Annotated in this window: 15 protein-coding genes and 1 pseudogene; 9 read left to right on the top strand and 7 right to left on the bottom strand. The window is 61.7% G+C overall.

Annotated features, from left to right (window positions below):
* Nucleotides 1-95 precede the first annotated feature (95 nt).
* Entirely contained in the window at nucleotides 96-569 is a 474-nt protein-coding gene (locus tag CDA63_RS15365; RefSeq protein ID WP_088465345.1) for a nuclear transport factor 2 family protein, read from the top strand.
* Between the two features lie 25 nt (nucleotides 570-594).
* Here the strand turns inward: CDA63_RS15365 and CDA63_RS15360 are convergent, their stop codons facing one another.
* The 3 genes from CDA63_RS15360 to ispG are packed head-to-tail and all read right to left on the bottom strand — an operon-like array spanning nucleotide 595 to nucleotide 3,922.
* Nucleotides 595-1,260 carry a Rossmann-fold NAD(P)-binding domain-containing protein gene (locus CDA63_RS15360; RefSeq protein ID WP_088465344.1) on the bottom strand — a complete coding sequence of 222 codons (666 nt, stop codon included), beginning with the start codon at nucleotides 1,258-1,260 and terminating at the stop codon, nucleotides 595-597.
* A gap of 58 nt (nucleotides 1,261-1,318) precedes the next feature.
* Nucleotides 1,319-1,834 (bottom strand): hypothetical protein, encoded by a 516-nt coding sequence (locus CDA63_RS15355; RefSeq protein ID WP_126546896.1) that lies wholly within the window; start codon nucleotides 1,832-1,834, stop codon nucleotides 1,319-1,321.
* Nucleotides 1,835-1,855: 21 nt separating this feature from the next.
* Nucleotides 1,856-3,922, bottom strand: coding sequence for a (E)-4-hydroxy-3-methylbut-2-enyl-diphosphate synthase (ispG, locus tag CDA63_RS15350; protein WP_088465342.1), 2,067 nt, complete (start codon nucleotides 3,920-3,922; stop codon nucleotides 1,856-1,858).
* 191 nt (nucleotides 3,923-4,113) lie between these two features.
* On the opposite strand from ispG, the pseudogene CDA63_RS21900 reads away from it, so the two are divergent.
* Nucleotides 4,114-5,309 (top strand): annotated as a pseudogene (locus CDA63_RS21900) (lactonase family protein).
* Nucleotides 5,310-5,336: 27 nt separating this feature from the next.
* Here the strand turns inward: CDA63_RS21900 and CDA63_RS15335 are convergent.
* Nucleotides 5,337-5,993: an NAD(P)H-binding protein gene (locus tag CDA63_RS15335; protein WP_242434695.1), complete on the bottom strand. Its 657-nt coding sequence runs from the start codon at nucleotides 5,991-5,993 to the stop codon at nucleotides 5,337-5,339.
* Between the two features lie 108 nt (nucleotides 5,994-6,101).
* Complete coding sequence (locus CDA63_RS15330; protein WP_088465369.1) at nucleotides 6,102-7,076, bottom strand: NAD(P)H-quinone oxidoreductase; 975 nt, start codon at nucleotides 7,074-7,076, stop codon at nucleotides 6,102-6,104.
* Between the two features lie 156 nt (nucleotides 7,077-7,232).
* Between CDA63_RS15330 and CDA63_RS15325 the strand changes: the two genes are divergently transcribed.
* The 5 genes from CDA63_RS15325 to CDA63_RS20565 all read left to right on the top strand — a co-directional run bounded on the left by CDA63_RS15325 (nucleotide 7,233) and on the right by CDA63_RS20565 (nucleotide 9,854).
* Nucleotides 7,233-7,733 carry a hypothetical protein gene (locus CDA63_RS15325; protein ID WP_088465339.1) on the top strand — a complete coding sequence of 167 codons (501 nt, stop codon included), beginning with the start codon at nucleotides 7,233-7,235 and terminating at the stop codon, nucleotides 7,731-7,733.
* A 120-nt stretch (nucleotides 7,734-7,853) separates the two neighbouring features.
* Complete coding sequence (locus CDA63_RS15320; protein ID WP_088465338.1) at nucleotides 7,854-8,216, top strand: hypothetical protein; 363 nt, start codon at nucleotides 7,854-7,856, stop codon at nucleotides 8,214-8,216.
* A 124-nt stretch (nucleotides 8,217-8,340) separates the two neighbouring features.
* Nucleotides 8,341-8,892, top strand: coding sequence for a hypothetical protein (locus tag CDA63_RS15315; protein WP_088465337.1), 552 nt, complete (start codon nucleotides 8,341-8,343; stop codon nucleotides 8,890-8,892).
* Nucleotides 8,893-8,973: 81 nt separating this feature from the next.
* A complete protein-coding gene (locus tag CDA63_RS15310; RefSeq protein WP_088465336.1) occupies nucleotides 8,974-9,393 on the top strand; it encodes an STAS/SEC14 domain-containing protein in 420 nt (139 codons plus the stop codon).
* A 32-nt stretch (nucleotides 9,394-9,425) separates the two neighbouring features.
* Nucleotides 9,426-9,854 (top strand): hypothetical protein, encoded by a 429-nt coding sequence (locus CDA63_RS20565; RefSeq protein ID WP_126546895.1) that lies wholly within the window; start codon nucleotides 9,426-9,428, stop codon nucleotides 9,852-9,854.
* Between the two features lie 149 nt (nucleotides 9,855-10,003).
* On the opposite strand, the gene CDA63_RS15305 is transcribed toward CDA63_RS20565, so the two are convergent.
* Nucleotides 10,004-12,193: a glutamine synthetase III family protein gene (locus CDA63_RS15305; RefSeq protein ID WP_088465335.1), complete on the bottom strand. Its 2,190-nt coding sequence runs from the start codon at nucleotides 12,191-12,193 to the stop codon at nucleotides 10,004-10,006.
* 281 nt (nucleotides 12,194-12,474) lie between these two features.
* Between CDA63_RS15305 and CDA63_RS20930 the strand changes: the two genes are divergently transcribed.
* Nucleotides 12,475-13,119, top strand: coding sequence for an LTA synthase family protein (locus CDA63_RS20930; RefSeq protein ID WP_165768330.1), 645 nt, complete (start codon nucleotides 12,475-12,477; stop codon nucleotides 13,117-13,119).
* Nucleotides 13,092-14,339, top strand: coding sequence for an LTA synthase family protein (locus CDA63_RS15300; protein WP_165768329.1), 1,248 nt, complete (start codon nucleotides 13,092-13,094; stop codon nucleotides 14,337-14,339). Before CDA63_RS20930 ends, CDA63_RS15300 begins: the two co-directional genes overlap by 28 nt.
* Before the next feature lie 357 nt (nucleotides 14,340-14,696).
* Here the strand turns inward: CDA63_RS15300 and CDA63_RS15295 are convergent, their stop codons facing one another.
* Nucleotides 14,697-17,183 carry a T9SS type A sorting domain-containing protein gene (locus CDA63_RS15295; RefSeq protein WP_165768328.1) on the bottom strand — a complete coding sequence of 829 codons (2,487 nt, stop codon included), beginning with the start codon at nucleotides 17,181-17,183 and terminating at the stop codon, nucleotides 14,697-14,699.
* Nucleotides 17,184-17,677 lie beyond the last annotated feature (494 nt).

Here is a 17,677-nt window from a genome sequence, read left to right as displayed (position 1 = left end):
AGCTCCAGCCGTTCCGTAGAAGTCCGAAATAAGAACCCTTACTTCGCCAACCAAAGCACACGCCCCCGCTCCTACCAACCCCTGCTCACCCTGCCATGAAACTGCTGCTGCTGCTGCTGCTCCCCCTGCTCGCTCCCACTTTCGCAGCCCGGGCCCAGACTACCACGCCCCCGCCGTCCACCGAAACGGCCGCCGTGCAGGCTACCATCCGCGCGTTCTTCGACGGTATGCGCCGTGCCGACAGCGCCGCCGTGGGGGCTACACTGGCCCCGGGCGCCATTTTCCACACCATTACCAACGGCCCCGGCCCGCCCGCGGTGCACCCCGAGAGCCCGGCGGCCTTTTTGCGGGCCGTGGGCACGCCGCACCAAGAGGTTTGGGATGAGCGCATTCGGTTCGAACAGGTGTTGATTGACGCCAACCTGGCCAGCGTCTGGACGCCCTACGAGTTCTACCGGGGCACCACCTTCAGCCACTGCGGCTACAACTCGTTTCAGCTGGTGAAGCTGGCCGCCGGCTGGCGCATTGCCCACGTTATCGATACCCGCCGCAAGGACAAGTGTAAGTAGTGCGGGCTGGCTGCAGCCGGGGCCCTTATCCGTTGGCCGCCGCCACTATGTCCGGCACTTCCAGCACCGGCCGCACGTAGCCGCGTTGCGTTACGTGCAGCATGGCCTGCCCCAGCTCGGCCAGCGTAGAAGCGTAGCGGGGCGCCAGCCCCCGCACCACCGGATACAGCCAGCCCAGGTACTTGTAATACGAAAGCACGTGTTGCTGGCCGGGCGTGGGCTTCAAGAAGCCGGGCCGGAACATGAAAGCCGCCCGAAAACCCAGCGCCAGCAGCGCATTTTCGGTTGCGCCCTTCACCCGGGCCCACATCTGGCGGCCTTGCTCCGAAGAATCGGTACCCGCGCCCGACACGTAGCAAAACTTGAGGTCGGGGCCGTTGCGGGCCAGTAGCGTTTGGGCGAAGTGCAGGGTGAGGTCGTAGGTGAGGCGGCGGTACTCAGGCTCCTGCAGCCCCACCGACGACACGCCGAGGCAGAAGAAGCAGGCGTTGTAGCCCGTCAGCTGGTCGGCAATGGGCGTGAGGTCGAGGAAGTTCTCGTGCAGAATTTCCCGCAGCTTGGGGTGGGTATGCCCGCTGGGCCGGCGGCTGATGGACAGCACCTGCTCCACATTGGGGTTGTTCAGGCACTCCAGCAGTACGCCCTCTCCTACCATGCCCGTCGCCCCAGTGATGATTACGCGTAGTTTCATGGGGTAAGGGGACGGATGAGGGGCGAGAATGATTTAGGGCTGATTCACTTCAGTTTAGCTAGTCTGTATTCTCCGGGCTCCAATATCCTGTGAATTCCGACCCCGTATAGGCAGCCGCTTCATATGCATCAATAGGATATCCTTCTATGGTTATTGCGTTCATGAAAAGCTGACCTAAAGAGCAGTTCATCTTGATGAAAAACTTTCTCGGCTCTTCGTTTTCTTCGTCCCAGAAATAGTCATGGAATAGGTAGCCGACCTGATAGTCATGCAGATCTACCGCAATTGGGTCGCCACTTGGTCCACTACCTACCAGCAGTAATTCCGTGCGCAGGGCCCGCTGAAAGGCATCTTCCCAATCTAGGTTTTTCTTGAAGCAATTTGCTTGGTCGTAATGCAGTTCGCCTACTTCCAAATCCCTATCAAAGGAAAACTCTTCGAAAAACTGTAGCGCTTCTTCTGATAAACCGACCCGGTGGAGCAGTTCTATATTCTCATTTCGCAGTGGCTCGAAGTGCTGACGCACATTGATGGCAGCCACTGCCAAAGACTGCCGCATGCTCTCGGCATCCATTATTGGTATATTCATCACCTCCTACCCCGCTACCGGCTCCTCCAGAAACTCCTTTTCCACCCAGCGGCCGTCTTCGCGCATGAGGTCGATGAGCTGGTCGACGGCCTGGGCTTCGGGCACCGATTTCTTGATAACTTCCTGGCCGCGATAGAGGGCGATTTTGCCCTTGCCCACGCCCACATAGCCGTAGTCGGCGTCGGCCATTTCACCGGGGCCGTTCACGATGCAGCCCATGATACCGATTTTGACACCCTTGAGGTGGTCGGTGCGCTGGCGGATCATGGCGGTGGTTTCCTGCAAATCGAACAGGGTGCGGCCGCAGCTGGGGCAGCTGATGTATTCGGTTTTGCTCATGCGCGTGCGGGCCGCCTGGAGGATACCGAAGCTGAGCTGATTGAGCTGGTCGAGCACCGTGAGCCACTCCGCTTTCGGGCGCTCGGGCAGCAGCTCGGTGCTCAGCACCACGCCGTCGCCAAGGCCGTCGAGCAGCAGGCCGCCCACGTCGGTGGCAGCGTAGAGCTGGGTTTGTTCGGGCGTGAGGGCCGGGTACTGGCGGTTGACGACTACCGGGTTGGGCACGTCGTGGTTCAGCAACTCGAAGAAAGCCCGGCGGATTTCGGGCATGGCGTGGGCGTTATCGGTGTAGAGGATGATAACGGCCGTGGCATCCTGGCGCAACTGCGCCAGCGTGGGCGGCGTGAGCGAGGCCAGGTTCTGAAACACGAAGTTCAGCGTGGGGTGGCGGGCTCCGGCGGCGGCGTATTCGTCCTGCGTGAGCACGGGGTAGTGCTCGGGGCGCTGGCCGGCATCGAGCCAGGCGCTGTAATCCACTAGTTCGCGCAGGCCGTTGGGCAGCATAAACGGCACCGGGCGCTGGCCCGAGTACAGGTAGTCGGCCCCCAAATCACTCATCTGAAACTTATCCAGAAACGCCGAATACAGGTGGCCGGCGGCCCGCAAATCGGCGTACTCCAGCCCCGGCAAACGCGAGAAGTCTACCACCACCCGCGGTACGTTCAGCCCCCCAAAGTTGAGCACCTCCCGCGTTACGCGGCGGTGATACTGGAAGGGATTGATTGGGCTATTTTTTGAGCTATTAGCTTCGTTCCTATTTGGGCTATCAGCTTCGTTTTGCTCAGAGCTATCAGCTAACAGCTCTGAGCTAACAGCTAAATCAGGAATAGGATCCGCTTGCTCGGCGCGATGGGTGTAGCGGTCAATCAGGGCTTTGGCTACCGGGGCTTCGGCTTCGGGGGCTTCGGTGAGGCTCACGCGCACGGTGTCGCCGAGGCCGTCTTCGAGCAACGTACCGATGCCCACGGCCGACTTGATGCGGCCGTCTTCGGCCTCGCCGGCTTCCGTTACGCCCAGGTGCAGCGGGTAGGGCTGCAGGCCTTCGGCGTCGAGCTTCTGCACCAGCAGGCGGTAGGCCTGCACCATTACCTGGGTGTTGCTGGCCTTCATGCTCAGCACCACATTGTAGTAGTTTTCCTCCTCGCAGAGGCGCAAAAACTCCAGCGCCGACTCCACCATGCCCAGCGGCGTATCGCCGTAACGGCTCAGAATCCGGTCGGAGAGCGAGCCGTGGTTGGTGCCGATGCGCATAGCCGTGCCGTACTGCTTGCAGATTTGCACCAACGGCCGGAACCGCTCGCGGATGCGGTCTACCTCGGCCGCGTAGCTGGCGTCAGTGTACTCGATAAGGTCGAATTTCTTCTTGTCGGCGTAGTTGCCGGGGTTCACGCGCACTTTCTCCACGATGCGGGCGGCCAGCTCGGCGGCGTTAGGCGTGAAGTGGATGTCGGCAATCAGGGGCACCGTGCAGCCGCGCTTACGCAGTTCCTTTTTTATTTCGAGCAGGTTCTGGGCCTCCTTTACGCTGGGGGCCGTGATGCGCACGTACTCGCAGCCAGCTTCCACCATGCGCAGCGTCTGCTCCACCGAGCCGAGCGTATCCATGGTGTCGACGGTGGTCATGCTCTGGACCCGAATCGGGTTAAGGCCGCCCATGGGCAGGTCGCCAATCTTCACCTCGCGGCTCAGGCGGCGCTTGTATTCGGTCAGGCTGGGGCAATACGTCGTGTTCATATACAGAAAACCGGGGGCGGAAGGCGAAAGTTGCGCAACGCGGCAAAGGTACGCGCTGCCGGGCAGCGGCCAAGCGGCTGGCAACTGCCAACGAGCCCCTGGAAACCCGGCCCTTTTCCCGACCCCACTTCCTGTTTCGGAGGCCGGCTACTTACCTTGACCACCATTTCGCTTCTTTTCCTGCTCGCTCTATGCCCCTTACCGGTTTCTCCCGCCGCCGTTTCCTGCAACTCGTTACCCTGGCCCTGGCTGGCTTGCCCTGGCTGGCCGGCTGCGGCGCGGGCCGCCCATCCAGCACCTCCCGGCCCGATTGCCTGGTGTATGTGAGCACCTATGCCGAAGCGGAGGCCGAAAGTATTTTCCTCTACCGCCTGGGTACCGACGGAACCCTGACCCAGCTGCGGGCCGAAAAGGCCGGGGTCAATCCGTCGTTTATTACCCTCGATGCCCGCCACCAACACTTGTACGCCGCCAACGAGGTGGGCCAGTTTGAGGGGGCGGCCAGCGGTTTCGTCAGCACCTTCAGCATCAATCAGCAAACGGGCCAACTGACGCCCCAGGGCCGCCAGGCCTCGGGTGGGGCTGACCCCTGCTACGTCAGCCTGAGCCCCGATAACCGGGCCGCGCTGGTGGCCAACTACACCGGCGGCAGCGTAGCTCTGTTGCCCTTGGCCCCCGATGGGCAACTGGGCCCGGCCACCGCCACCGATGCGCACCGGGGCGCGGGTCCGAACCGGGAACGGCAGGAAAAGCCCCACGCCCATTGCATCATCCCCGACCCGGCCGCCGGTTTGCCTTCGCCGTTGATTTGGGCACCGACCAAGTGGTGGGCTACCGACTCGACGCGGCCCGGGGGCAGTTGGAACCGCTGGCCGCCCCAGCCTTCACAGCCCAGCCTGGGGCGGGGCCGCGCCACCTCGCCTTCCACCCCAACGGCCGCTGGGCCTACCTGGCCAACGAACTGACTTCGACCGTAACGGCCCTGCGCTACGAAGCCCTGGCCGGCACGTTCGCCGAAATCAACACGCTGTCGGCGCTACCGGCCGATTTCACCGCTCCCAACACTGCTGCCGATATTCACGTGGCCCCCAACGGCCGGTTCGTGTACAGTTCCAACCGCGGCCACAACAGCATCGCCGTGTTCGGCGTAGCCCCCGGCAATGGCCACCTGACGTTGCTGCAAACCGTGAGCAGCCAGGGCCAGACGCCCCGCAACTTCGCCCTCAGCCCCAACGGCCGCCTACTGCTGGTGGCCAATCAGAACTCCAATTCCATCGTCACGTACTTCGTCGATCCGCAAACCGGTTTGCTTACGGCGACCGGCAACGCTACCTCGGTACCCAAGCCGGTATGCCTGCGAGTAGTGCCCGATTTTTTGGTTCGGTGAGGTGAAAGTTCAGTTTACATTTAACACTCACTCCTTTCCGGCGCGGGTGAAAACCTGTTCGAGCGAGTCGGTCTGCACGCCGGGGGTTTCGTCGAGAGCGGCGTGGCGCATGGCGCGGGCTACGGTGCGGGCGTGAATGGGGCGGTAGCTGTGCAGCAGGGGCATGGTGCTGGCGGCCGTGGCCAGCCAGAGGCCCACTTTTTCGCCCAGCCGCTGCTTGGTGCGGGGACCGGCCAGAATACCGGGCTGGATGAGGCGGATGCGCTGGAACGGCAACCGCTTGATGTCGCGCTCCAGCTCGCCCTTCATGCGGCTGTAGAACATCAGCGACTCAGCATCGGCCCCCGCCGACGATACCAGCACGTAGGTGGGCACCCCGTTTTCGGCCGCTGCCTGCGCCGCCTGAAACTGGTAGGTGTAATCGACGGTGTACTGGGCATCCTGGCTGCCGGCCTGGCTCAGGGTGGTGCCGAGGCTGGAAAACAGCACGTCGCCGCGCAGTTCCTCGTTCCAGTCGCGGGGTTGATCGAAATCAACTATATGCTCTTCCAGCTTGGGATTCTGGTAGCCGGTGGGGCGGCGGGTAAATACTTTCAGGTGGGTGAATTGGTCGTCGAGCAACAGCTGCCGCAGCAGGTAGTCGCCCACGAGGCCAGTGGCCCCGATCAGGAGTGCGGTGGACATGGAATAGGGCAGGTTAAAAAGTCGGCGGAATAAAGCTCAACCGTGGATAAGCCAGTAGGCTAACGAGGCCGTGCGGCTTTCGTTGGGCCAGTTCGGTCCCGCTTAGCCTCACGCCACGGTGAGCACGATTTTCCCGATGTGGGTACTGGTTTCCAGCAGCCGATGGGCGGCGGCGGCTTCGGCCAGCGGGAAGGTACGCTCCAGCACCGGTTGGAGCTGGCCGGCGGCCACTACGGGCCAGATGTGGCGCTCCACTTCCAGGGCCAGCGCCGCCTTGAATTCGGCCGAGCGGGGCCGTAGCGTGCTGCCGCTGATGGTAAGGCGGCGGCGCATCACATCGAGGGCGTTGAATTCGGCCTGGGCACCTTGCATTGCGTTGATGAACACCAGTCGGCCGTCGTCGCGCAGCAGGCGCAGGTTTTTGGGCGTGTAGTCGCCCCCCACCATGTCCAGGATAACGTCGGCCCCACCGGCTTCGGCCAACACGGCCTCAAAGTCCTGCTCCTTGTAGTTGACCACGATATCGGCCCCGAGGCGGGCGACGGCGGCGCACTTGTCAGCCGAGCCCGCCGTGGTGGCCACCCGGCTACCCAGGGCGTGGGCCAGCTGCACGGCCAGTACCCCGATACCGCTGCTGCCTCCGTGCACCAGCAGCGTTTCGCCGGGTTGCAGGCCGCCCCGCTGAAACACGTTATGCCAGACCGTAAAGGCTGTTTCGGGCAGGCTGGCGGCTTCTACCAAACTCAGGCCCGCGGGCACCGGCAGGCAATGGCGGGCATCCACCACGGCGTATTCGGCGTAGCCACCCTCGGCGAGCAGGGCGCACACGGCGTCGCCGGGGTGCCAGCGCGTTACCTCGGCTCCACAGCTCACGACGTGGCCGGCCACTTCGAGGCCCGGTACCAGCCCGGCCACGTCGCCGCCGCCGCCATACCTACCGGCCCGCAGCAGCACATCGGGCCTATTAACGCCGGCCGCGCCCACGCGCAGCAGCACCTGGTGGGCGGCGGGTTCGGGGCGGGTCAGGGTGCGGTAATCGAGGACGTCGGGGCCGCCGGCCTGGCGGATAACAATGGCTTTCATGGCAGTACCGAAGGTGGGGCCGGCAACCACCGCCCCGGGTGAACGTAAGCTGGGCTTTACGAGCAAACAGCCCCTTTGGGTACGGTGAGGCCTCGGACGGAGCCTGGTAGCCTAATCCGTCCACCCCCCGGCCTCGCCTTTCGCCTTTCAGTGTCCATGAAAAACCCTATTCGCCTGCCAAATTTTCTGCGCTCGGCCGGGCAAACCAGCAAGCTCGCCGCCTGGCAGACCGGCCGCCTGTTCCGCAAAGCCGCCCAGTCGGCCCTCGATGCGGTGCAGGACGTGCTGCGGGCCGAGGTGGTGCAGGGCAACGGTGAGCTGGTGCGCGAGTTTGTGGTGGGCAAAGCCCTGCCCGTGGCCCGGGCGCTGCTACTGGAGCGTATGGCGGCCCGGTTATTGTTACGCTTAGGGCTACGCGGGGCGCTGGCTTCCAACGTAGTCGGCTGGATTCTGCCCCTGGTGGTAGAGCAACTGTTGAAAGCGGGCCACAAGTCGGGCCTGTTCGAGAAAGTCAGCCAGCACGCCACCGTTCAGGACACGCTTCAACGCCTCGACGAGCTGCGAGCCGCTACCTGGAAGCGCCTGGCTCCCGACCACGGCACCGGGGCCGAAGTGCTGCCCGACGATACCTCGCTCCCCCCGCAGCTTTCGGCCTAAACGGGCTCTAAACCCAGTTTTAAGGGAGAAAATTCCCGCTTCAACCTTTATTCACTATTTACTTTTTTTATGCCTCCAAAGGCAATCCGAGCCCGGAAAGCGGGTCGTACGTCGGCCCACATGGAACAACCTTCTGCTCTGGTCCCGAACGAACCTACGCGCTTCCCACCGGCCCGCACGGCCCTGCGTGAGCTGTATCGGGCCGTTCGCCACTTGCCTTCCTCCGACCCCTACGCCCCCGCTCGCCTGGCGCGCATCGCCGACCAGGCCGAATACCTGCTGGAGTCGTGGCCGCTCTACGACTGGCCCGCCGCGCTGCACTCGGCCCAGGCCCTGCCAACCCGCGCCGTGCTGCTGGGTTGGGTAAGCACTGCCCGCCGCGAAATCGGCCACGCCGGCACCGCCCCCGGCGCCCTCTGGCCCTACCCGCAGTGGCACCGCATCACCACCACCCTGCTGGCCGCCCTGGTTCCGTTCGCGTGATGGATTAGGGATTAGGGATTAGGGATTAGGGATTAGGGAAGAACGTCATTCTGAGCGAAGGAGCAGCCGCAGTCGAAGAATGACAGTATATTATTGACCACTGAATCCTAACCATTACGCTCCCATGAACCACGACCCGCGCCTGCTGGCCCGGCTGCGGCAGCAGGAACGCGCGGCGCAGCTGGCCCGCCTCGCCCACCGGCTACGCTGGCTGAACCGGGCGGCCGTGGTATTCTGCCTGGTGCTGGGCCTCGACTGGGCCCTGCCCGCCCGCGAGTTCCGCGACGAGCCGCTGCTGCGCCAGGAACCCATAGCAGCGGGTGGCACGCTCGCCAACCCCCAAATGGCGTATCGTATCACCACGCCCCACACTCGCTTCCGCATTCGCCCGCAGTTCATCGACCGGGTGCAGAACGCCCGCCGCCTCACGGTGTGGCAAACGCCGCTGCTGGGGCGGGTGCGCTTCATCAAAGCCCCCGATGTGGTAGCGGGCCGCACACCCTTCGCCCCCTACGGCGGCGGGCTCTATGGCTCGGCGCTGGCGGCATTTCCGTTGGCCTTGTTCGTGGTGGCCGGGGTGGGTCTAATGCTGCCCTTCGCGCCCGAAACCCGCCTCAACACGGCCGTGGTCAGCGGCCTGCTCTGGATCGTGACGGTGGTTCTGCTGCTGCTTTAGCGGCGCGGGTTTGGCGGGCTGCTACTATTTCCGCATTTTTGAGCGGCTGCGCCTTCCCCAGCTCCCGCTCCTCCCCGCCTCATGACCCAAGAACTTACCAACGGCTTCGGCAAAGTCTACCTCACCATCGCCTACGATGCGGCCAACGAGTGGGTGTACAATAACTGGATCGGCTACCAGACCTACGCCGGCATCGTGGCCGGAGCCGACACCTGCCTCGCGCCCCTGCGTGACTACGCCTGCCCCCACCTACTCAACGATAACCGTCAGGTCGTCGGCCCCTGGGACCATGCCGTGGAGTGGATTGTTACTGACTGGGCCCCACGGGCTTCAGCTCAGGGCCTTACTCACTTCGCTCACGTCGTCAGCCCCGAGTCGCTGGCCGCTATTTCGGCTGAGGCCATGCACATCGGCATCGGCGACCGGCTCCAGATGAAGATGTTCGGGGATTTGGAAGAGGCCACGGCCTGGCTGCGGCAGGCGCAGAGCGATAAGAAATAAGCAGGCCGTAATTACACTTGATTCTTCCACTCATGATTAGGTCTTTCTACGCGCTATTGGCCATATTATCGCTAACAGTTTTTACAGCTTGCAGTGAAAAGCATAACCCGGAACCTCCTGTTGGTTTAACAGGAACTTGGGTGAAAAAACATGTGGAAACCAATGAATACGATGCGGATGGCACCGAGAATTCCAAGAGCGGTCTTCGCCCGGTTACCAACTTAGTGCTTTATGTATTCACTTCATCCAGCCTTGTCATACGTGACCTAATCACTTATACCTACGACTACAAACTGAACGGTGAGTTATTAACACTGTATCCTACCAATAGCACTTTTAACATTCCGTTCAGCCAAAAAATCATAAAATTGACTGGAACTGATCTGATTTTACAAGATACAAGACCATCCGCTCAAAGTGACGGTTATACGATTACTCTCTTCCATTTTATTCGGCAGTAGTACAAGGTTTTTTTTGCTAAAAGAACCCTTAATCGCCACACGCACTACCCACAGGCACAAAAAAGCCGCACCCACCCGGATGCGGCTTTTCTAAGATCGGGGCGCGGAGAAAAATTCCCACCCAACTCCGGCCCGACTCCGGCCCTGGACTAGTGCAGGAACAACAGTTCGCGGTACTTTACCAGGGGCCAGTCCTCATCGTCCACCATCAGCTCCAGCTTATCTACCGAGCGGCGAATGGTGTCGAAATGCACTTTTACGGTGTCGCAGTAGGCCAGGGCCTGCTCGCGGGTACCGTCGATTTTGTTGGCCACTTTGCGGGCATTAATCATCTCCTCCACCTGGGTCTTGATGATGGCCACGTGGCGCGAAATGGATTTAATAGTGTCGACCGTGACGTTGGTGTGCTCGTCGTCGAGGCCCAGCTCGCGCAGGCCGCGCACGTTGTTGATGAGCTTGGTCTGGTAGGCAATGGCCGTCGGGATGATGTGGTTGACGGCCAAATCGCCCATTACCCGGCCTTCAATCTGGATTTTCTTGACGTAATCCTCCAGCAGAATCTCGTGGCGGGCATGCAACTCGACGTGCGAGTAGATGTGGTGACGCTCGAAGAGGGCAGCCGCATCGTCGGCGACCAGCGCGTCGAGGGCCTGGGGCGTGGTGGGGATGTTGCTCAGGCCCCGGCGCTCGGCCTCCTGCTTCCACTCGTCGGAGTAGCCGTTGCCCTCGAAGCGGATGGCTTTCGAGCTGATAACGTAGTCGCGCAGCACGTCCACGATGGCCACTTCCTTCTTCTTGCCATCGGCAATCAACTGGTCGACCGACTGCTTGAAGTCGATGAGCTGATCGGCCACGATGGTGTTGAGCGTGGTCATGGCCGACGAGGAGTTGGCCGACGAGCCCACGGCCCGGAACTCGAACTTGTTGCCGGTGAAGGCGAAGGGCGAGGTACGGTTGCGGTCGGTGTTGTCGAGCAGAATGGCCGGAATCTTATCAATGCCCAGCTTGAGGTAGATGTTGTCGCCCTTGTCGAGCGGCACCTTGGCGGTGCGCTCCAGCTCGTCCATCACCGAATCGAGCATCGAACCCACGAACACCGACATGATGGCCGGCGGGGCCTCGTTGGCCCCGAGGCGGTGGTCGTTGCTGGCCGAGGCGATGCTGGAACGCAGCAAATCGGCGTAGCGGTGTACCGCTTTAATAGTGGTGATGAAAAAGGTCAGGAACTGCAGGTTCTCCTTAGGCCGGCGGCCGGGAGCGAGCAGGTTCACGCCGGTATCGGTGCTCAGGGCCCAGTTGTTGTGCTTGCCCGAGCCATTCACGCCCGCGAAGGGCTTCTCGTGGAGCAGCACCTTGAAGTTGTGCTTGTCGGCCACCCGCGCCATGATGTCCATGAGCAGCTGGTTGTGGTCAACGGCCAGGTTGGCATCTTCGAAAGTGGGGGCGCACTCGAACTGGTGGGGCGCTACCTCGTTGTGGCGGGTGCGCAGCGGAATGCCGAGCTTGTTAGCCTCCTCCTCGTAGTCGAGCATATAGGCATGGACCCGGGCCGGAATGGAGCCGAAATAGTGGTCGTCGAGCTGCTGGCCCTTGGCCGGGGAGTGCCCGAACAGGGTGCGGCCGGTCATCATCAGGTCGGGGCGGGCGGCATACAGGGCCTTGTCAACCAGGAAATACTCCTGCTCGATGCCCAGCGTGGTGCTCACCCGGCTCACGTCCTTATCGAAGAAGTGACACACGTCGAGCGCGGCCTTTTCGAGCACGCCCAGCGACTTGAGCAACGGGGCCTTGTAGTCGAGGGCCTCGCCGGTGTAGGCTACGAAAATCGTGGGAATGCATAGGGTTTTGGCTCCGCCGGTTTCAATGATGAAGGCGGGCGACGTGGGGTCCCAGGCGGTGTAGCCGCGGGCCTCGAAGGTGTTGCGGATGCCGCCGTTGGGGAAGCTCGACGCGTCGGGCTCCTGCTGCACCAGGGCCGAACCCTTGAAGTTTTCAATCGGCCGACCATCGGAGTTGAGGTCGAAGAAGGAGTCGTGCTTTTCGGCCGTCGCGCCGGTCAGGGGCTGGAACCAGTGGGTATAGTGGGTGGCGCCCTTGGCCATGGCCCAGGTTTTCATGGCCGAAGCCACGGCGTCGGCCACATTACGCTCCACGGGGTTGCCCTGCTTGACGGCCGCCTGGAGTTTTTTGAAATACTCGCCGGGCATGTTGGAGCGCATGGCGTCGAGGTTGAACACGTTCTTGCCAAAGCTGTCGGAACGACGCTCGCCGGTGTTTACCACCGTCAGGGGCTGGCGCAGATCGACCTGCTCAAGGGCTTTGAAACGAAGGATGGCCATTATATAAAGGAAGGGGTTGAAAACAGTAAGGGTGACTAATGGGTCAAAGGTACGCAGCAAAAACAGGATTATGCGTTTGACCCTTTCAATCTGACACCCGCTTTTCGACAAACAGGTGCTTTTACCCGCCTTACCTACTCTATCAGGGCCCTCGTTATTCGAAATCATGATAAAAACCAAGTTGAGTACCCCTTAATTTTACACCTGCTATCTGAATATGGCAGCATAGGCCGCAGGCCGTGCGGGCGGCTATTCGGGGCGGGGCTTCTACCTTTGCCTCCGTGAGAAACCGCTTCGCGTTTCAGCCGCGCTACTTTTTGTTCTGGCTGATTTATTTCGGGGTGGCCCGGGCCCTGTTTCTGCTTTACTACCTGCCGCGCACCCTGGCGCTGCCGGCTGGCACGATACCGCGCATCTTCGGCTACGGGCTACGGCTCGATGCCTCGGCCGCCGCTTACCTGTGTCTGGCCCCGTTCCTGTTATTCGGGCTGGGCAGCCTGGCTGGCCCCCGGTTTGGGCTCGATAAAGCCCTGCGCTACCTGACCGGCGCGTTGGTGGCCTTGGTGGCCCTGCTCACGGTGGCCGACCTAGCCCTCTACGGCCCCTGGGGCTTCCGGCTCGATGCCACACCGCTCCAATACCTCAGCACGCCCGGCGAGGCGGCGGCTTCGGCCTCATCGGGCGTGCTGGGGTTGCTGCTGGGCCTGTGGCTGGGGCTGATGGGCGTGGGCTGGGGCCTCTATAAAGGATTGGTGGGCCGGCTGCCGGCGTTGCCGCCGGCCTTCGGGCGGGGCCGGGCGGCGCTGGTGGGGCTGCTGTATCTGGCGTTGCTGGTGGTGCCCTTGCGGGGGGCCTGCAGCAGATTCCCATCAACCAGGGCGACGTATACTTTTCGGGGGTGCCCTACGCCAACCACGCGGCCGTAAATGTGCCCTGGAACGTACTCAACTCGCTTTTCTTGGAAACCAGCACGAAAAACCCCTACCAGTTTCTGCCCGACACCACCGCCGCCCTCCTCACCGCCAGCCTCTACCAAAAGGGCGGCCCCGATACAGTTCGGCTGCTGCGCCCGGGGCTGCGCCAGCCCAACGTGCTTTTTATCATTCTGGAGAGCTTCACCGGCAAGTTGGTGGGCCGTTTGGGCGGCGAGCCGGGCGTTACGCCCACCCTCGACAGCCTGAGCCGGACCGGCGTGGCCTTCCGCAACGTATTCGCGGCCGGCGACCGGAGCCAGAAGGGCCTCGTGGCGCTGCTTTCGGGCTACCCCAATCAGCCCACCACCAGCATTATCAAGTACCCGCGCAAAACCGAGCAGCTGTCCCACCTGGCGCGGGTACTGCGCGGGCAGGGCTACGCCACGGCCTACTACCACGGCGGCGAGCTGGCCTTCGCCAACATGAAAAGCTACCTCGTCACGGCCGGCTACCAGCGCTTCACCGAGCGGGCCGACTTCCGGGCCCAGGACCAGAACGCCAAGTGGGGCGCCCACGACCACGTGCTGTTCCAGCGCATGCTCCAGGAGTTGCCCCGGCAGCCGGCCCCGTTCCTCGTCACGGCCTTCACCCTCAGCTCCCACGAGCCCTTCGAGGTACCCATGCGCCCCCGCTTCCCGGGCCCCGACGAGGCCAGCCGCTTCCGCAACTCGGTGTACTATACCGACCACGTGTTGGGCCAGTTCCTGCAGCAGGCCCGCCAGCAGCCCTGGTGGGCCAACACACTAGTGGTGCTGGTAGCCGACCACGGCCACCCCCAGCCCGGCGACTCGCCCAACCACGACCCGGCCAAGTTCCGGATTCCGCTCCTGCTCACCGGCGGCGCCCTGTCCCCCGCCGCCCAGGGCCGCCAGGTGCTTACCTACGGCTCCCAGACCGACGTGGCCGCCACGCTCCTGCATCAGTTGAACCTACCCGCCACCAACTTCCCCTGGAGTCGCGACCTGCTGGCCCCCGCCCCGCCCGCCTGGCCCGGCGGCGCGGCCTTCTACTCCTTCACCGACGGCTTCGGCGTCGCCACGCCCGCCGGCACCGTCACCTACGACAACGTGGCCCGCAGCGTCATCGAGCAGGATTCGGCCGTTTCCCGGCGGCAGTTGCGCTTCGGGCAGGCGTACGAGCAGGTATCGTTTGGGGATTTTTTGTGGAAGTGAGGGAGCAGCCGGGGCGAAGCTCAGGGGTATAAATGGTCCGGGCCCCATTTTCGACTGGCGCTTTAATAGGCTAGTGTGTTATGTTCTTTGCTTTTCACTGGCCTTCCGAATCGGGAAGCATACAGGTACGGGCAATAACTGAGGTGGCCTAGAGATGAGGGACAGAATAAGGACGTGTATTCCTTCTGTCCCTCATCTCTAGACCACCTCATCTAACTGGCTAAGAAACTCCCAGTGGCTTCTTCTGTCCCTCCTTCTGACTTCATCTCCGCTCGGGATCAACGTTCTCGTACCCAATCATCGTAGTACCCCTTCCCTGGCAAAAAGCAGGAATGGGGTACTACGGGCTGGTCCGACTTATTTGGAGAGGCTAATGCGATTTGTCAGGGTCTTACCGCTGGTGATGACTCGATATATATAGGTACCACTGGGCAACGCGCTGCCGTTAAATACGACGGAATGGTTTTCCCCGGCTTGTGCCACACCATCATAGAGAGTATCTACTACCATGCCCAGGGAATTATAGACCTGAATCACTACCCGCCCGCTACTGGGTACGCGGAAGTTGATCGTCGCCTCCCGCCCCGTGGGGTTAGGATACACTGCCGTCTGCAGGCTGCTCAGTTGGTCCGCCGACGTCTGAGCAGCCTTCACGGACTCCCCGGCGGTGCGCGCCGCGGGGCAATTGGCCTCCCCAGACGTGCAGGTGCCTTTCGTGGCCGTTACGTGGTAGCCCCCACCAGCCACCAAATTCCGGAAGATCACTTCGGGAGTTCCCGTCAAAGGAACCTTTACTTCCAGAGGTGTGGCAGGAGGCGAAAGGTTGGGCTGCGTTAAGGTGTAAGTAACCCCGTTCTCTGCATTGGTAACCACCAAGGCCAACGAGCTAGTCAAGGTAGTACACAGATCGGGCCGCAGAATCTGGACCTGGGGAGCAGCGGGCAGGGCATTGACGATTACATCGATTTTGGCCCGGGGGCCTTCGCATCCCGTGGTCGTCTGGCTGACGTAGTAGCTGATGGTTCCCACTGTGCTGGTGCTGGGCGTGGGCGCTCCGCCCTCCAGTAGCGTATAGGTGCTACCACTCAAGGTGTACCACTTCAACCCCGTACCTGTGGCGGTCAGCGCCACGGCCGCCTCATTCTGGCAATAGGTCACGTTGGCAACGCCCGGCGCTGCGGGCAGGGCATTGACGATTACATCAATTTTGGCCCGGGGGCCTTCGCATCCCGTGGTCGTCTGGCTGACGTAGTAGCTGATGGTTCCCACTGTGCTGGTGCTGGGCGTGGGTGCACCACCCAGTAGCGTGTAGCTGGTGCCGTTATAAGTGTACCACTTCAACCCCGTACCTGTGGCAGTCAGCGCCACGGCCGCCTCATTCTGGCAGTAGGAAACATTGGCTACCTGCGGGGCATCGGGAGTCGCATTTACCTCAATGAAAAAGCTGGCGACGGGGCTCAGGCATTCCCCGAGCTGCTGGCGCACGTAATAGACGAACTTGCCGGCTATGGCCGTGCTCTGCGTGGTCGGCTGGGAGGTTAGGACAACCCCATTGACATCGGTAAACACCAGACTCGCATTAGCGGACAGGGTTACCTGGGCCGCCAGGGTGGTGGAGCTGCCGGCCGTGGCACAGACCGTCTTATTGGCGACGCCCGGGGCCAGCGGGTTCGGGTTTACCGTCACCTTCACCGCATCTGTTTGCGTGCAGCTAGTCCCCTTTTTGGTAACGCTCACAGTATAGGTAGTGGTCGTGGTGGGGCTGGCGGTAGGCTGAGCCACGCTGGTCGAGGACAAGCCCGTAGCGGGGGACCAGGAATACGTGTAGTCGGCACCGTCATCAACTTCCGGCCCGATTTGGGTGGACCCACCCTGACAGATGGCTTTGTCCAACCCGGCGTCCGCCGTCACATTAAGCTTAAGGTCCAGCTGAATGGGGTCCACAAAATCGGTCATGTTGGCCGAGGAGGACTGCGAGGATTTGGTTACGACCCACAAGGTCGAGATCTTCCCCACGCAGGTAGTCTCCACATTTTTATAGACTTCCGTGATGTTGACGGCCACCTCGGCAAACAGGTTGGGCTCATATGAAGTGCCGTTGAAGGCATCGTAGGGCAGTCCCGTGAGGGTGACGCCATTGGTGCGACCAAATGCCGCGCCGTCGGGTGGGTTGCTAATGGAAACCCAGTCGTAGGCGTTCACGCCCACCTGCTTCCACTCCTCATAATACAGGTTGGGGGTGGTGCCCCCATTGACAAATTCAGCAGTAACCTGAATATCACCTACCGTACGTCCCCCATTAACCCCTGCGCTGGTGAACCCCACTTTGGCCGTATTGCCGGTCGTGTTGCGGGTCAAGGTTTTCTGCAGGAACTGAAAGGCAATAAAGCTATTACCCTCCTTCGTTTTACGGTCCGCGCCCATGATAGCCCAGATGTCTCCGTTAGTAGCTTCCGAAATATAGACTAGGACATTGTTGATGTCGTCCTTGGACGGGGTGGTGCCGCCCGTTACCCACCCCACCCCATTCGGATTGGAATCAATCTTGCTGCCACCGGCGAAATTTTTGTCGGTTTTATCATAGGCATCGATGGAGTGAAAAACGCGGGTCGGATCGGCGGTGGTAGGCACTCCCCCGCTGGCGGTGAGCACGCCGCCTTTTCCGTCCGCGGCAGGTAACCAGTCCCCGGCGGCCCCAAAGATGGAAGCACCAATGGAAGGGAAGTAGGCAATTAAGTCGCCGTCAATAGCAAAGCCCGTCGTGCCGGTTCGGGTGGGAGCTGGAATGGGTACCGGCGCTACCCCCGCAGGCACTGATTGCGCGAAGGCTGGGGAGTTAAGCAAAATCAACGCGGTTAACAGGGTCAAGGCCCGCCGAGCCGTGTCAGAAAACTGTAGCGTCAGAAAGGCAGATAAGGTGTGGAAAATGGTTTTCATGGTGGTACAGGTTGGCTTCTGATGGATATCGAATCCTTTAGCAGAGGGCTGCTGAGCAGCTTGCCGGGAACAATCAGGAGCTATCCCTGAGTTGTGGAGCCCCGGACCGGGAAAGAAATAGCTAAGGGGCCAGGCCAGAATCTTATTGCGAGTATCTCGCAGGGCCATTCAGTGTAAAACAATGGCCCAACTCCCCTCCTTAGAGAGCAACCGTGAGGGGCCAGGTACAAGCCTTAACTAGCGGGTAAGGTGGGGCAGCACTCGTCTCGCAAAAGAGCAGGCCGGAATAGACAGCGTGAACCACTAAGAGCATGTTTGGGAATTAGTGGGCTGTAGCTCGGCGTAAAGTCATGGTCAAGTTGGCGACCAGCAGCCACGCGGCATGGCTGGCCGTTGTGCGC

The sequence above is a fragment of the Hymenobacter amundsenii genome, from assembly GCF_002204745.1.
Lineage (GTDB): Bacteria > Bacteroidota > Bacteroidia > Cytophagales > Hymenobacteraceae > Hymenobacter > Hymenobacter amundsenii.
The sequence above is the reverse complement of the archived record's forward strand: the minus strand, read 5'-3'. Positions and strand labels throughout refer to the sequence as shown.

Excerpts from the sequence above, each read along its gene's own strand:
- CDA63_RS15325 (WP_088465339.1), top strand. The coding sequence starts at position 7,233 with ATGAAAAACCCTATTCGCCTGCCAAATTTTCTGCGCTCGGCCGGGCAA.
- CDA63_RS15320 (WP_088465338.1), top strand. The coding sequence starts at position 7,854 with ATGGAACAACCTTCTGCTCTGGTCCCGAACGAACCTACGCGCTTCCCA.
- CDA63_RS15305 (WP_088465335.1), bottom strand. The coding sequence starts at position 12,193 with ATGGCCATCCTTCGTTTCAAAGCCCTTGAGCAGGTCGATCTGCGCCAG.
- CDA63_RS15335 (WP_242434695.1), bottom strand. The coding sequence starts at position 5,993 with ATGTCCACCGCACTCCTGATCGGGGCCACTGGCCTCGTGGGCGACTAC.
- CDA63_RS20565 (WP_126546895.1), top strand. The coding sequence starts at position 9,426 with ATGATTAGGTCTTTCTACGCGCTATTGGCCATATTATCGCTAACAGTT.
- CDA63_RS15310 (WP_088465336.1), top strand. The coding sequence starts at position 8,974 with ATGACCCAAGAACTTACCAACGGCTTCGGCAAAGTCTACCTCACCATC.
- CDA63_RS15330 (WP_088465369.1), bottom strand. The coding sequence starts at position 7,076 with ATGAAAGCCATTGTTATCCGCCAGGCCGGCGGCCCCGACGTCCTCGAT.
- CDA63_RS15355 (WP_126546896.1), bottom strand. The coding sequence starts at position 1,834 with ATGGATGCCGAGAGCATGCGGCAGTCTTTGGCAGTGGCTGCCATCAAT.
- ispG (WP_088465342.1), bottom strand. The coding sequence starts at position 3,922 with ATGAACACGACGTATTGCCCCAGCCTGACCGAATACAAGCGCCGCCTG.
- CDA63_RS15360 (WP_088465344.1), bottom strand. The coding sequence starts at position 1,260 with ATGAAACTACGCGTAATCATCACTGGGGCGACGGGCATGGTAGGAGAG.
- CDA63_RS15315 (WP_088465337.1), top strand. The coding sequence starts at position 8,341 with ATGAACCACGACCCGCGCCTGCTGGCCCGGCTGCGGCAGCAGGAACGC.
- CDA63_RS15365 (WP_088465345.1), top strand. The coding sequence starts at position 96 with ATGAAACTGCTGCTGCTGCTGCTGCTCCCCCTGCTCGCTCCCACTTTC.